General features: G+C 68.4%; 13 protein-coding genes and 1 pseudogene. 7 read left to right on the plus strand and 7 right to left on the minus strand.

What is annotated here, in order from left to right:
- Positions 1-19 precede the first annotated feature (19 nt).
- Positions 20-1,363 carry a UDP-glucose dehydrogenase family protein gene (locus OG953_RS26350; RefSeq protein ID WP_405687325.1) on the minus strand — a complete coding sequence of 448 codons (1,344 nt, stop codon included), beginning with the start codon at positions 1,361-1,363 and terminating at the stop codon, positions 20-22.
- 199 nt (positions 1,364-1,562) lie between these two features.
- Between OG953_RS26350 and OG953_RS26355 the strand changes: the two genes are divergently transcribed.
- Both OG953_RS26355 and OG953_RS26360 read left to right on the plus strand, forming a co-directional pair.
- Complete coding sequence (locus OG953_RS26355) at positions 1,563-2,720, plus strand: acyl-CoA dehydrogenase family protein (RefSeq protein ID WP_329835172.1); 1,158 nt, start codon at positions 1,563-1,565, stop codon at positions 2,718-2,720.
- Between the two features lie 281 nt (positions 2,721-3,001).
- Positions 3,002-3,367, plus strand: a complete 366-nt coding sequence (locus tag OG953_RS26360; protein ID WP_405687327.1) for a DUF4440 domain-containing protein — start codon at positions 3,002-3,004, stop codon at positions 3,365-3,367.
- A 241-nt stretch (positions 3,368-3,608) separates the two neighbouring features.
- On the opposite strand, the gene OG953_RS26365 is transcribed toward OG953_RS26360, so the two are convergent.
- The 4 genes and pseudogenes from OG953_RS26365 to OG953_RS26380 form a co-directional block, all read right to left on the minus strand.
- A complete protein-coding gene (locus tag OG953_RS26365; protein ID WP_405687328.1) occupies positions 3,609-4,175 on the minus strand; it encodes a GNAT family N-acetyltransferase in 567 nt (188 codons plus the stop codon).
- Positions 4,176-4,511: 336 nt separating this feature from the next.
- Positions 4,512-5,396, minus strand: a complete 885-nt coding sequence (locus tag OG953_RS26370) for a hypothetical protein (protein WP_405687330.1) — start codon at positions 5,394-5,396, stop codon at positions 4,512-4,514.
- Between the two features lie 31 nt (positions 5,397-5,427).
- Positions 5,428-6,450 carry a helix-turn-helix domain-containing protein gene (locus OG953_RS26375; RefSeq protein WP_405687331.1) on the minus strand — a complete coding sequence of 341 codons (1,023 nt, stop codon included), beginning with the start codon at positions 6,448-6,450 and terminating at the stop codon, positions 5,428-5,430.
- Positions 6,451-6,732: 282 nt separating this feature from the next.
- Positions 6,733-6,977 (minus strand): annotated as a pseudogene (locus OG953_RS26380) (ATP-binding protein).
- Between the two features lie 163 nt (positions 6,978-7,140).
- Here OG953_RS26380 and OG953_RS26385 point away from each other — a divergent pair.
- The 4 genes from OG953_RS26385 (at position 7,141) to OG953_RS26400 (ending at position 9,685) form a co-directional block, all read left to right on the plus strand.
- The gene (locus OG953_RS26385) at positions 7,141-8,019 is read left to right on the plus strand and encodes a helix-turn-helix domain-containing protein (RefSeq protein WP_405692078.1); all 879 of its coding nucleotides are present in this window, start codon (positions 7,141-7,143) and stop codon (positions 8,017-8,019) included.
- On the plus strand, positions 8,016-8,225 hold the full coding sequence (locus OG953_RS26390; RefSeq protein WP_405687333.1) for a DUF397 domain-containing protein: 210 nt from the start codon (positions 8,016-8,018) through the stop codon (positions 8,223-8,225). Before OG953_RS26385 ends, OG953_RS26390 begins: the two co-directional genes overlap by 4 nt.
- 171 nt (positions 8,226-8,396) lie before the next feature.
- The gene (locus OG953_RS26395) at positions 8,397-8,873 is read left to right on the plus strand and encodes a hypothetical protein (RefSeq protein ID WP_405687335.1); all 477 of its coding nucleotides are present in this window, start codon (positions 8,397-8,399) and stop codon (positions 8,871-8,873) included.
- A complete protein-coding gene (locus OG953_RS26400) occupies positions 8,870-9,685 on the plus strand; it encodes a class I SAM-dependent methyltransferase (protein ID WP_405687336.1) in 816 nt (271 codons plus the stop codon). The genes OG953_RS26395 and OG953_RS26400 overlap by 4 nt, the downstream gene beginning before the upstream one ends.
- 89 nt (positions 9,686-9,774) lie before the next feature.
- Here OG953_RS26400 and OG953_RS26405 read toward each other — a convergent pair whose 3' ends face one another.
- Positions 9,775-11,079 (minus strand): LCP family protein, encoded by a 1,305-nt coding sequence (locus OG953_RS26405; RefSeq protein ID WP_405687337.1) that lies wholly within the window; start codon positions 11,077-11,079, stop codon positions 9,775-9,777.
- A gap of 119 nt (positions 11,080-11,198) precedes the next feature.
- Between OG953_RS26405 and OG953_RS26410 the strand changes: the two genes are divergently transcribed.
- Positions 11,199-11,747: an acyl-CoA thioesterase gene (locus tag OG953_RS26410; RefSeq protein ID WP_405687338.1), complete on the plus strand. Its 549-nt coding sequence runs from the start codon at positions 11,199-11,201 to the stop codon at positions 11,745-11,747.
- 18 nt (positions 11,748-11,765) lie between these two features.
- Here the strand turns inward: OG953_RS26410 and OG953_RS26415 are convergent, their stop codons facing one another.
- Positions 11,766-13,133 (minus strand): LCP family protein, encoded by a 1,368-nt coding sequence (locus OG953_RS26415; protein ID WP_405692082.1) that lies wholly within the window; start codon positions 13,131-13,133, stop codon positions 11,766-11,768.

Consider the following 13,133-nt stretch of genomic DNA (forward strand, 5'->3'; position numbering starts at 1 on the left):
GGTCCGAAGACCGGATACGTCAGGCCTTCGGGCGCCCCATCGCCCGGTACGTCCAGCCGGCCTCGCGCCACAGTTCGCTGTCGAGCGCGTTGCGGCCGTCCAGGATGATCCGGCGGGACGCGACCTCGCCGAGCGCCGCCGGGTCCAGCTCACGGAACTCGCGCCACTCCGTCAGATGCAGCACCACATCCGCGCCGCGCACCGCGTCCAGCGCCGAGTCCGCGTAACCGAGGGTCGGGAAGAGTCGCCGGGCGTTGTCCATGCCCTTCGGGTCGAAGACCGTGACCTGGCCGCCCTGCAGATGTATCTGCCCGGCCACGTTCAGCGCCGGCGAGTCCCGTACGTCGTCCGAGTCCGGCTTGAACGTCGCACCCAGGACCGCCACCCGCTTGCCGAGGAACGAATCGCCGCCCACGGCCTCCCGGGCCAGCTCCACCATGTGGCCGCGGCGCCGCATGTTGATCGAGTCGACCTCGCGGAGGAAGGTCAGCGCCTGGTCCGCGCCCAGCTCACCGGCGCGCGCCATGAAGGCCCGGATGTCCTTCGGCAGACAGCCGCCGCCGAAGCCGATCCCGGCCCGCAGGAACTTGGACCCGATCCGCTCGTCGTGCCCGATCGCCTCGGCCAGCTTCTTCACATCGCCGTCGGCGGCCTCGCAGACCTCGGCCATGGCGTTGATGAACGAGATCTTCGTGGCCAGGAAGGAATTGGCCGCGGTCTTCACCAGCTCGGCGGTCGGGAAGTCCGTCACCACGAACGGCGACCCCTCGGCGACCGGCACCGCGTACACCTCGCGCAGCAGCTTCTCGGCCCGCTCGCTCGCCACGCCGACGACGATCCGGTCCGGGTGCAGGGTGTCCTTCACGGCGAAGCCCTCGCGCAGGAACTCCGGGTTCCAGGCAAGCTCCGCTTCCGCACCCACCGGCGCCAGCTCCGCCAGCCTCGCCGCGAGCCGGGCCGCCGAACCCACCGGCACGGTCGACTTCCCGACGACCAGGGCGGGCCGGGTCAGATGCGGTGCCAGTGACTCGAAGGCGCTGTCGACGTAGCTCATGTCGCAGGCGTACTCGCCGTGCTTCTGCGGAGTGTTCACGCAGACGAAGTGCACATCGCCGAAGGCCGCCACCTCTTCCCACGAGGTGGTGAACCGCAGCCGTCCGGTGGCTCCCTCGATGCCCTCCACATGCTTGCGGAGCAGTTCTTCGAGGCCCGGCTCGTACATCGGGACCTTGCCGGCGCTCAGCATCTCGATCTTCTCGGGCACGACATCGAGGCCGAGCACTTCGAAGCCCAGTTCCGCCATGGCCGCGGCGTGGGTGGCGCCGAGATAGCCGGTGCCGATCACAGTGATCCTGAGGGCCATGTAGTGCTCCTGGGAGATGCGGACGGACGTGCGGTGAACGAGCATAGTCGTGCCTGTGGAGGCCCGGTTTGAGGCTGCCTGCGCAGCTTCTCCCACCCCTGTCGCGAAGCTCACGCACGCATTGCATAGGCCATCGCGGGAGCGGAGCTCTAAAATCGGGTTACTTAACGGTAGTTAGCGTCTTTGGGGAGTGAGCGTCTTGGCGGGTTCCACCGATTTCGACCTGTACCGTCCGGCCGAGGAGCACGAGATGCTCCGCGAGACGGTGCGCGCGCTCGCCGAGGCGAAGATCGCCCCGTACGCGGCAGCGGTCGACGAGGAGGCGCGCTTCCCGCAGGAGGCGCTGGACGCCCTGACTGCCGCGGACCTGCACGCGGTGCACGTACCCGAGGAGTACGGCGGCGCGGGCGCCGACGCCCTCGCCACGGTCATTGTGATCGAGGAGGTGGCCCGCGTCTGCGCCTCCTCCTCCCTGATCCCTGCCGTGAACAAGCTCGGCTCGCTCCCCGTCGTCCTCTCCGGCTCCGAGGACCTGAAGAAGAAGTACCTGGGCCCGCTCGCCAAGGGCGACGGCATGTTCTCGTACTGCCTCTCCGAGCCCGACGCGGGTTCCGACGCGGCAGGCATGAAGACCAGGGCCGTGCGCGACGGCGACTTCTGGGTGCTCAACGGTGTGAAGCGCTGGATCACCAACGCGGGCGTCTCCGAGTACTACACGGTCATGGCCGTCACCGACCCGACCAAGCGCTCCAAGGGCATCTCCGCCTTCGTCGTCGAGAAGTCGGACGAGGGTGTCTCCTTCGGCGCCCCGGAGAAGAAGCTCGGCATCAAGGGCTCCCCGACCCGCGAGGTCTACTTCGACAACGTCCGTATCCCCGCCGACCGCATCATCGGCGAGGAGGGCACCGGCTTCGCCACCGCGATGAAGACCCTGGACCACACCCGCATCACGATCGCGGCCCAGGCCCTCGGTATCGCCCAGGGCGCCCTCGACTACGCCAAGGGCTACGTCCAGGAGCGCAAGCAGTTCGGCAAGCCGATCGGCGACTTCCAGGGCGTCCAGTTCATGCTCGCCGACATGGCCATGAAGCTGGAGGCGGCCCGCCAGCTCACCTACTCGGCCGCGGCCAAGTCCGAGCGCCTCGACGGCGACCTCACCTTCTTCGGCGCCGCGGCCAAGTGCTTCGCCTCCGACGCCGCGATGGAGATCACCACGGACGCGGTCCAGCTGCTCGGCGGCTACGGCTACACGCGGGACTACCCGGTGGAGCGGATGATGCGCGACGCGAAGATCACGCAGATCTACGAGGGCACGAACCAGGTCCAGCGCATCGTCATGGCGCGGAACCTGCCGTAACGGTTATTGCCTGCACACGTTCTGGCCCCCGGTGGCACACCGGGGGCCAGACGTGTGCAGGCAGCCAAGAGACCGCGCGAGATGAGTCAGCCGGGCCGCAGACAGCGGGCTTCCGGGCCCGTGAGCCAGTGCAGGTGGTCGACCAGCCGGCCGACTGTCCTTGTGTCGCGCTCAACCCAGCCATAAATGTTGACGGGAGACGACGTCATCGCCGGTGTCGCTGCTTGCGTTGCGTGAACTATTCGCTGTGACGTGACGAGGAACGTCCGTAGGGTTCGTGCATGGCAGACGAGAGTGAGCGGGCCGTTCAAGCGGCCATTGAGGCAGAGATGCGGCTTCTCGACCCTGACGTGCGTGCTTCGTCGGCCCTGGTCTCGGAGCTCCTGGACCCGGAGTTCCTCGAGATCGGAGCGTCGGGGCGGCGCTGGGACGCGACGTCGATTCTCACGGTGACGAGTGACGGTTCGGTGGCCCCGGAAGCTCCGGTCAAGGTCAGCGATATGTCGGGGGCCGTACTCGCTCCCGGCATCGTTCATCTGACGTACTTCGCCGACCACAGCGGGCGCCGAGCATGGCGGAGCTCCGTGTGGCGTCTGACGGAAGCGGGCTGGCGCATGTACTTCCACCAGGGCACTTTGACGAGCTGAGCGATCAGTGGCTGCCGGGTCTCTTTACCTGGGCCCGGGGCTTCCGGACGGGCACAAACCCGGAGCGGAGTTACAGCGTCGAGCGTTGCTCCTCGAAGAGCTCATCGACGCATGAGGCAGTGGGGGCATGGAGGAGCCAGCGGGTCAGATGTCCATGTCGTCGCAGTCCGTGATGCGGTCGCGGGCCTCGTCGGGTACGTGGAGGCCGGTCTGAGCGAGGAGAAGCAGGACGCCCAAGGCCTTACCGCACCGATGGCTGCTGGTGACTGGCCCAGTATTCGCCGGCGGTGATGCCGAGCAGCACGACGTCGTGGTGGCTACCGGCGAAGAATTCGTGCTGGCGGAGCCGCCCCTCCTCGACGAAGCCCAGCTTGCGGTAGAGGGCGAGGGAGGCGTCGTTGAATGCGTGGACCTCCACTTCGCACTTGTTGTAGCGCTGCTCGGCGAACATGTAGGTGAGGACCAGTTCAGTGGCCTCGGCCGCGTATCCCTTGCGGCGGTGATCGCGGGTGATCACGATGCCCATCCTGAACCGTCCTGCACGGCTGTCGGTCTCTGCGACGGTCACAGAACCCGCGAACACACGATCAGCCAGCCCCTCGATGACCAGGCGGAATGCTTCACCGCCCGGCGGACGCCCAGCACGCTCTGCAGTCCAGGAACGAAAACTCTCGTCAGAACGTGGAGGCTCAACCAGGTCGGTGTTGCGGACATCGACCGTATTCTGGGCCAGGTCTCGAAAGCCTTCCCAGTCTTCCGGCTCGACACCCCGCAGACGTAGCTTCCCACCAGTCCACATGTCCCTCATGGCTCCCACCCCTTCGATCGAGTGCAGGCGCTGTCACCCCTGCACTTCAAACGCAACACGGTATCGGTGGGACGCGATCGTGTATTGAGTGGGCTCTGCTCGGAAGCCACCACCAGTGGGCGCCGGTCAGGGCGGGCAGGTCAGTTCGCCCTGCGTGATTGGCTTTGCTATCGCTCAGATGTCCTGGCCTGACGTTTCTGCTTCGGTGGCCTGGCAGCGGTTGGAGTCGGTGCCGGCCCGCGTCCTGCTCCGGCCCTCGGACGTGCGGGGAGCCGTGAACGGTATGCGGGCCTGCGGGCAGGAGGGGCGAAGCCACCGTGAGCCACCGGGGCGGGGCTACTCCTCGGCGAAGAGTTCCTCGGCGGTAGCGGCGGTGGCGGCGCGGTTGAGCCACTGGTGCAGGAGCTGAGGGTCGTCGCAGCTGGTGATCTTCTCGCGGGTCTCGTCGGTGATGGCGATACCGCGCACGTCGAGGATGAGTAGGAGTCCTTCGGCTCGGCCTTGGGCTCGGCCTTCTGCGCGGCCTTCGTCCCGGATTTCTTCCGAGAGGGGCGACTTGTAGAAAGAAAGGTCCACGGCCACCAGGTTCCTCCACTGTTGTGCGGCCGGGCGGTCGCCCAGGCCCTGTGCGATGAGTTCGACGATGGGGTCGGCGATGGTTTCCGGTGTGTCCCGCAGTGCGGCGGACAGTGTTTTCAGTATGGCACCGACGTCCGGATTGTCGGCGTGTGTGATGGCGGCCAGGGTGGCGAGTGCGAGGTCTTTGCGGGCCTCGGCCACATCGGTGATGACGGGCATGTTGTGCGGGCCGGCGACGAGGGGGTTCAGCGCGAGTGTCTGCCATTGGCGGAGGCCGATGGAGATGGGGCGTGCGGCCCATTCGGCTGTGGCTCGGTCCTGGCAGACGACCAGCAGCAGGATGGGCAGCCTGTATCTGTTGTTGAGGTAGGCGACGTAATACGGCCAGCTGGCGGTTTTGCGTGGGTCCTTCTTGCCCTGGGCTTCGATGGCGAGGAGGAAGGGCCCGTCGTGCTCTGTTTCGATGCGCAGGAGGGTGTCTACCCGGCGTTCGAGGGGCCGGGTTTCGGTGAGGTCGGTGGGCAGGGCGGTCGCTGAGGAGGGTGGCGGGATGTCGACTCCGAGTACTTCGGAGACGCGGGAGAAGAGGCCGGGGTACTCCTGGAAGATGCGGTGCATTGCCTCGTGGGGCGAGCTGACCATGTACGTCCGTTCGGGTTGGGTGGCGTTTCGGTCAGGCGGCTGTGTGCAGTTCGGTGCGGCAGTCGCGGCAGTGGCCGGGGTGGCGGGAGCGGAAGGCGCGGTCGCAGTGGTCGCAGTTCTGGAGGGGGATGGCGACGACGCTGCGGTGTGCGGGTGCGAGGTCCTGGGCTCCGGGCAGCGGGGGCGGCAGGAGTGTCGTGATCCGGTGGCGGAGGAGCTTGGCCGGTTGTTTGAGGGGAGCCGGGAGGTCGGTGGTGAGGGCGTGGCGGATGGTGTCGGGGTGGGCGTCGCGTTCGAGCCAGGTGGCGACACCGGGGGTGAGGGTGTGGATGTCGTCCTCGGAGAGGGTGAGTTGGGGTGTGTGGCGGCGCAGGTCGGCGAGGAGTGCGGCTGCGGTGCGGTGGAGTTCCGGGGTGGGTGAATGCGGCTGGGGAAGCGGCGGGGGTGGTGCCTTGCGTGCGGTGGGGGCTGGTACGAGGACGGGGGCGGGTGTCGGCTGCGGTGTGGGCACGGGTCGTGGTGTGGGTACGGGTCGTGGTGCGGCTGCCGGTTGTGGTGCGGGCGGTTGTGGTGCCTGGGTGGGCTCCGGTTCGGGCGTGGGCTCGCGTGGCGGTGGTGGGGGCAGCGGGGCTGCCGGTGTGCTGGGCCTGGTTCGTGGCTGAGGTGTGGTGATGGCGGCCGGGTCGGTGCCGGGCTGGTTGTAGGAGATGGTGCGGGTGACGATGCGGCCGTTGGGGAGGCGTACGCGGCTGCGGTGGAGGTAGCCGGTGGCTTCGAGTTCGCGCAGGGCGGCAGCGATGCGGGTCTCGCTCTCGGGGAAGCGGTCGGCGAGGTGTTTGATGCCGATCTTGGCTCCGGCGGGAAGCGACTGGATGTGCACGGCAAGGCCGATTGCGACGAGGGAGAGTCCGCGGTGCTGGGCGAGGTGGTTGCCGATGACCGTGAAGCCTGCGGCATGCCGGAAGTTGATGTGGATGACACCGGATGACGGTGTGTCGCCCCCGGATGCGGGGGACGGGGCGCACGGGGGCGCGGTAATCTGCTGGGTATCCATCGGGAAGCTCCGAACTTCCTCGGTGGTCAGGCCCTCGGTCGAGATTGGCGTCTCGTCGGGGGCCGTCGCATGTCTGCAGTTGTCGCGGCGAGCATATGCCTGCCAACCCGTGTGAAATCCAGCTCAGTTGCCCTATGTCACCCGCGCGGGTGACGGGGGCCGGGGTGGGGTCGGGTTTGGGTGGGGAGGGTGATTTCCCCAGGTTCTTCAAAGCTTTATGTGTCGTGGGACGCGGCAACGTGGCTTACCGGGTCGTGGTTCTCCGCGACCCGGTGGAGACGGTCACGGTACGAGGCTGAGTTCGGCCCAGATCGTCTTGCGAGGGATGGGCCCGACGTCGATGCCCCAGCGGTCGGCGAGTGCCTCGACGATCAGCAGGCCGCGCCGTGTTTCCGCGTCGTCGGCGGGGACGGACACGCGGTGGTGAGCAGACGGGCGAGCCGCGCACCCCGGCGGGTGGGGGAGAGCGGCACGGTGAACTGCCGGGTGGGAGCGGAACGTTCGGTTCGGGTGATTTGTTGGTTCACGTCACTCAGCGTGGCCGTGCCTGCGTACCGTGAATAGCGACGAGCCCCGTATGTACGGCGATTGTCCCGTGCTTGTCCAGTGCTGTCCCGGCTGTCCGGGGTGACGTGCTGGGGACACCAGGGGTTGAGCAAGAACGGCATGCACGTCGGAAGTGGGGCACGGATGAGCGTGGATGGGACCGGTACGGAGTGCGGGGACGGCGGAGCGGACGAGCCCGGCTGGGACGTCGATCCCGACGACGAGTCGGGGGTTGCGGTGGTCGCTGCGGTGGGCCGCCAGATCAAGGCGTGGCGGGAGTCGGCGGGGCTGCGGGCCGGCGAGTTCGGGGCTGCGATCGGGTACGGGGAGGACCTGGTCTACAAGGTGGAGAGCGGGCGCCGCATCCCCCGGCCCGAGTTCCTGGACCGGGCGGACGAAGTGCTCGGCGCGGGCGGGAAGCTCGCTGCGATGAAACGGGATGTGGCGGAGGTCCGGTACCCGAAGAAGGTTCGGGAACTGGCGAAGATGGAGGAGCGGGCGGTCGAACTGCTGGCGTATGGCGACCACAACCTGCATGGGCTGTTGCAGACGGACGACTACGCGCGGGCGCTCTTCGAGATGCGCCAGCCTGCGTATGAGCAGGATGAGATCGAACGGGCGGTTGCGGCCCGTGGGGCCAGGCGGTCCATCTTTGAGCGGGTGCCCGCCCCGGCGATGAGCTTTGTGCAGGAAGAGGTAACACTACGCCGCCCACTCGGAGGCAGAATGGTGCTTCGGCGACAGCTCGAACGTCTCTTGGAGGTTGGGCAGTTGCGTAACGTCGCGATCCAGGTCATGCCGACCGCACGCGAGGAGCACGCCGGAATGCAGGGGGAGACGCAGGTGCTGAAGTTCGGGGACGGAACGGCGGTGGGACGCTCGGAGGGGGCGTTCGCAGGCCGCGCGATCTCCGATCCGAAACAGCTCCGAATCCTTGAGCTGCGGTATGGCATGATCCGGGCCCAGGCTCTCACGCCAAGGGAGTCGCTGGCCTTCATCGAGCAAGTGCTGGGAGAAACATGATCCGCAAGGCATCTGCTGAGGGCGATTCCACGCTGGAGTGGTTCAAGAGCAGTTACAGCGACAGCAGTAACAGTAGCGAGTGCGTTGAGGTGGCGAGTGCCCCCGGCACGGTCCATGTCCGCGACTCAAAGAACGCTCAGGGCCCTCGCGTCGCCTTCGCGCCCGGTGCATGGGCGGACTTCGTCTCGTACGCCGCCGGGCACTGATCCCACACGCATTCGTGCCCCGAGCCCGGTTGTTGCCAGACCGGGGGCGCGAGCCCACGAAGACCGCCCCGCGACGGACGGGTGAGGCACCGTCAGCCACAGCGCGCAGCGGCGGGACGGGGGCCCGCATCTGATCGATGTGGCGGGCGCCATGGCGTACCTTCCCCTTCCATGACCGACATCACCGCACTCACCGGCCTGTTCACCGCGCCCGGTGCCGACGACGCCGAGGGCTGGGCCGACTCCGAGGCCGAGGAGAACATTCCGCAGCTCGCCCGCTACCGGTTCCTGCGCATGGTCTGGCAAGACATCGACGGCTGGAGTTCGGCGGCCCCCGACTGGGTCGAGGCCTACCGGAAGGACGGACTCGCGGGCGGCGCCGTCGAGCGGGCGCTGGCTCTCGGTCTGACCCCCGGCGACCTGGGGGAGATAGCCCGCGAGGTGGCGAAGGAGACCGCGTTCGGCCTTCTTTACGGACTGGCTGACCCGGCCGACGGCGACCTTCCGCCCGAGGTGGAGCAGCAGCTGCCCGGCTGGTGCCTGGCCGAGCTGACACCACAGGGCGAGCCCACAGGACGGATTCTGGACGCGCTGTACGAGGACCTGGACGAGGTCGAGCCGCAGGGGCCCGCGGGAGGCCTGCGATGACCGCGTTCGACGTGAGCGAGCGGCGGATCTGGGACGGGCGGGCCGAGAGCTACGCCCGGACCTTCGCGCGGCTGTGCGCCCATGCGGTGCCCGCACTGCTGGATGCTGCCGCGGTCGGGCCGGGCACGCGGATGCTCGATGTGGGGTGCGGTAGCGGCATCGTGACGGCGGCGGCCGTCGGGCGCGGTGCGCTCGTACGGGCCGTGGACGCCGAACCCGGAATGGTGGAGATGACCCGGCGTACCGCGCCAGGGGTCGATGTCCGGTGTGGGTCGCTTCCGCAACTCCCTTATGAAGACGGCGAGTTCGATGCCGTCGTGGCGAACTTCGTGCTCAATCATGTCGGCCGACCGCTGGACGCCCTGGCCGAGATGCGCCGGATCACGCGTCCCGGCGGCCGGGTCTCCGTCACCATCTGGCGGGCGCCGGGCGCCCCCGGTCAGGCGCTGATCGGGCGGGCCGTAGAGGCGGCGGGGCTGACCCGGCCCCAGTGGATGGCCACCGTCGATCCCGAGCACAACTTTCCGCGCACCCGGGAGGGGCTGGGCACGCTGCTGGAGACGGTCGGCCTCGGGGACGTACGGAGTGAGTCGCTGGCCTGGGACCACCGCGTCGGGGCGGAGGACTGGTGGGCCGGGCCGGCCGCCGGTGTGGCCGCGATCGGGCAGCTGGTCAACAGCCGGGGGCCGGCGGGGGTGGCCGCGGCCAAGCGGGAGTACGACGCGCTGTGCACCGAATTCGCGGCGGACGACGGCCGGTTGGCGCTCCCGCATGTGGCGTTGCTGGCCCGGGGGAGCAGGCCGGGAGGGTGATGGCGCGGCCGGGCCGGATCCCCCGGCCCGCGCCCGGCATGGAGCAGGGCCCGGACGGCGAACCGTCCGGGCCCTGCGTCCGTCTGTCGTCAGTTGTCGGAGACGGTGACCTTCTCGTCGTTGTTGAGCTGTTCCACCAGCTGCTTGACCTTGGCCTTGTCCCAGACCAGATTGCCACCGGTGGAGCCCGAGATCGGCATGTTCATCGACGTGCCGTCACCGCCGGTGACGCCCTTCATGGCGAAGAACATCTGCCCCAGGGACCAGAGCGACATGTCCTTGTCCACGATCAGGGTGTCCAGGCCGGCGCTCATCGTCGGGTACAGCTTGAACGGGTTGAGGATCGTGGACGCCGTCGCCGTCTGGCTCGCCAGCGCCGCGAGGAACTTCTGCTGGTTCTTCGTACGGTCCAGGTCGCTGCCCGCGAAGGCGTACCGGGTCCGCACGAAGGCGAGGGACTGCTCGCCGTTCAGCGTCTGCTTGCCCGCCTCGAAGTCGGCGCCGGACTTCTTGTCCTTGAACGCCTTGGGGATGTCCAGTTCCACCCCGCCGATCGCGTCCACGATCTTGGCGAAGCCGCCGAAGCCGATCTCGACGTAGTGGTCGATGTGGAGTCCGGTGTTGAACTCGACGGTACGGACGAGGAGTTCGGGCCCGTCCATGGCGTACGCGGCGTTCAGCTTGGTGTGCTGGCCGCGGGCCGGGTAGAGCTTGCCGGAGTCGGAGCCCTTGAACGAGGGGATCTCGACGTTCGAGTCACGCGGCAGGGAGATCAGCGTCGGCCCGTTCGATCCGTCGTGCAGGATCATCATGGAGTCGGTCCGCTTGCCCTCGGCGGAGCCGGTGTGGAGCTTCTTCTTGTCCTCGGCGGTCATGCCCGCGCGGCTGTCGGAACCGACGATCAGGTAGTTGGTGCCGTCGCCGCTTTCCGGCCGCTCGATGACCTTGGAGAGGTCCACCTCGCGCTTGAGCTTGGAGTCGGCCCAGAAGTACGTGCCGATGGAGACCGTGAGCACCACGACGACCAGGGACAGCGCGCCTATCTTTATCCGGCGGCCCCAGTCGGCCGCCGGGCGCCCCTGGGCGTAACCGCCGTTGCCCCGGCCGTCGCCGCCGTGACCGTTGCCCCGGCCGCCGCCGTTGCCACCGCCGCCGTAGACCTGGCCCGTGTTGTAACCGCTGTCGTACCCTGCGTTGCCGTCGTAGCCGCCGGAGTACTGCTGCTGCTCCGGCTGCCGCTGCCGGGGCGGTGCGGGGCGCTGCTGCGGCGGCGCGGGACGCCGCTGGACATGCCGCATCACACGGGCGCCCTCGGGCCGGTCGCTGTCGCTGCCCTGTCCGTAGCGGTTGCCGCTGCGGTTGTCGTCGGTCCAGCCCTCGGGCCAATCGTTCATGCGATCCAGTGTGCAGGCCGCGCGCCCTGCTATTACAGGGGGTGCGGGAAATCGCATCGGGGCTGTTGCGAAGCTGATGCATTGCTGCCGGGCGGAAGCCCCCGCATAAGGTGGACGGTATGACAGATCAGGCCCCGCGTCCCAAGTGCGATATTCCGGGCAAGCCGACCGCCGCTTCCCGGACCACCCTCAGCCACATCATGACCGGCAACGACACCAACCTGCTGGGTACGGTGCACGGTGGCGTGATCATGAAACTGGTCGACGACGCGGCGGGCGCCGTGGCCGGCCGGCACTCCGGCGGACCCGCGGTAACGGCCTCGATGGACGAGATGGTCTTCCTGGAGCCGGTCCGCGTGGGTGACCTTGTTCACGTCCGAGCCCAGGTGAACTGGACGGGCCGCTCCTCGATGGAGGTCGGCGTCCGGGTCATGGCCGAGCGGTGGAACGAATCCACCCCCGCCCAGCAGGTCGGCAGCGCGTATCTGGTGTTCGCCGCGGTCGACGCGGACGGCAAGCCCCGCCCCGTACCGCACGTGATACCGGAGACGGAGCGCGACAAGCGGCGCTACCAGGAGGCGCAGATCCGGCGCACCCACCGCCTCGCCCGTCGCCGCGCGATCAAGGAACTGCGCGAGAAGCGCGTGGCGGACGGCATCGAGGACTGAGCCCCGACGTACCCGCGGTCATGGGCAGACCACCTGGTCGCCCGTGACCGTACCGAACTTGCCCCGGTTCGTCTCCTCGGCCCGCACCCGCCGCACCTTCTCGAAGTCCGGGCCCGCCGTCACCTTCATCGTGGGGCCCTGCCCCCGCACCGCCCGTAGCTCGGCCCCGGGCAATGCCACGGCCAGGGACTTCGCGGACAGGTCCCAGCGCGGGTCGTAGGTGATCAGGGTGCGCTTGAGATCCTGCGGCTCCCCGTTCAGCGGGGCCCGCGTGGTGTTGAAGCCGGTGGCGTGCAGTGCGTCGTCGACCGTCTTGCCGAGCCCGTCCTTCGAGGTCCCGTTGTAGACCTGGACCCGGATCTGCCGCGGGGCGACACCGACCTTCGTCACGTCCTTCGGCTCCTCGGGCCGCACCGGGGCGAGCGGCCGGTCGTCGCGCAGTGCCTGGAAGAGCTTCTTCGACTTCCGCTCGTCCCACTTGACCGTGGTGCCGATGCCCTTGACCGGGTAGGCGACGTTCCCCATCGGTACGGAGGCGAACTCGGACGAGGCGGGGGAGAAGCCGCGCATCGCCTGGCCGAGTTCCAGCATCTGCTCCGTACCGAACCCCTTGTCGGCCCGGACCGACCTCAGCATCGTCGAGGCGACGTCCCGGAACTTCACCGGATTCAGCAGCACACCGCTGCGGGTCGCCTGCTTGATCAGCGAGGCGAGGAACTTCTGCTGGCGCTGCATCCGGCCCAGGTCGGAGGCCCCGTCGATATGCCGGGAGCGCACGTACTGGAGCGCCTGTCCGCCGTCCAGATCATGGGTGCCCGCGGGGAGAACGAGACCGGTGTACGAGTCCTTCAGCGGCAGGGCCGTACAGATCTGCACCCCGCCCAGGGTGTCCACCGTCTTCATGAAGCTGGTGAAGTCGACCTCCAGGTAGTGGTCGATCTTGATGCCGGTCATGTGCTCGACGGTCCGCACGGTCAGACCGGGCCCGCCCTCGGCGTAGGCGGCGTTCAGCTTCACCGGGTGGGCGGCGCGGATCCGGCCGGTGCTCCGGTCCTTGTGCTCGGGGATCACGGCATAGCTGTCCCGCGGCAGCGAGACGACACTCGCGCGCTCCTTGTCCGCCGACAGATGCACCAGCATGACCGTGTCGGTGCAGTTGCAGGGCACACCGCCCAGCCGGTATTTCTCCTTCTCCTCCCGGGTGATCCTGTCGCGGCCGTCGGTGCCCACGAGCAGCAGATTCGTGCCATAGCCGGCCCGGGGCCGGTTCTTCATGTCCTTGAACGGGTCGATCCGGTCGATCCCGGTCTCCAGGCTGGTCACCACCGCATGGCCGATGCCGCCGGCCCCGAGCACCAGCACGGAAATGCCGGTCACCACCCGCAT

The organism is Streptomyces sp. NBC_00057 (assembly GCF_045041165.1).
Lineage (GTDB): Bacteria > Actinomycetota > Actinomycetes > Streptomycetales > Streptomycetaceae > Streptomyces.

What these genes read in the sequence shown, in the direction of transcription:
- OG953_RS26415 (WP_405692082.1), bottom strand. Translation starts at nt 13,133, where the DNA reads ATGCGGGTGGTGACCGGCATTTCCGTGCTGGTGCTCGGGGCCGGCGGC.
- OG953_RS26375 (WP_405687331.1), bottom strand. Translation starts at nt 6,450, where the DNA reads ATGGATACCCAGCAGATTACCGCGCCCCCGTGCGCCCCGTCCCCCGCA.
- OG953_RS26365 (WP_405687328.1), bottom strand. Translation starts at nt 4,175, where the DNA reads ATGAGGGACATGTGGACTGGTGGGAAGCTACGTCTGCGGGGTGTCGAG.
- OG953_RS26350 (WP_405687325.1), bottom strand. Translation starts at nt 1,363, where the DNA reads ATGGCCCTCAGGATCACTGTGATCGGCACCGGCTATCTCGGCGCCACC.
- OG953_RS26370 (WP_405687330.1), bottom strand. Translation starts at nt 5,396, where the DNA reads ATGGTCAGCTCGCCCCACGAGGCAATGCACCGCATCTTCCAGGAGTAC.
- OG953_RS26405 (WP_405687337.1), bottom strand. Translation starts at nt 11,079, where the DNA reads ATGAACGATTGGCCCGAGGGCTGGACCGACGACAACCGCAGCGGCAAC.
- OG953_RS26395 (WP_405687335.1), top strand. Translation starts at nt 8,397, where the DNA reads ATGACCGACATCACCGCACTCACCGGCCTGTTCACCGCGCCCGGTGCC.
- OG953_RS26400 (WP_405687336.1), top strand. Translation starts at nt 8,870, where the DNA reads ATGACCGCGTTCGACGTGAGCGAGCGGCGGATCTGGGACGGGCGGGCC.
- OG953_RS26410 (WP_405687338.1), top strand. Translation starts at nt 11,199, where the DNA reads ATGACAGATCAGGCCCCGCGTCCCAAGTGCGATATTCCGGGCAAGCCG.
- OG953_RS26385 (WP_405692078.1), top strand. Translation starts at nt 7,141, where the DNA reads ATGAGCGTGGATGGGACCGGTACGGAGTGCGGGGACGGCGGAGCGGAC.
- OG953_RS26390 (WP_405687333.1), top strand. Translation starts at nt 8,016, where the DNA reads ATGATCCGCAAGGCATCTGCTGAGGGCGATTCCACGCTGGAGTGGTTC.
- OG953_RS26360 (WP_405687327.1), top strand. Translation starts at nt 3,002, where the DNA reads ATGGCAGACGAGAGTGAGCGGGCCGTTCAAGCGGCCATTGAGGCAGAG.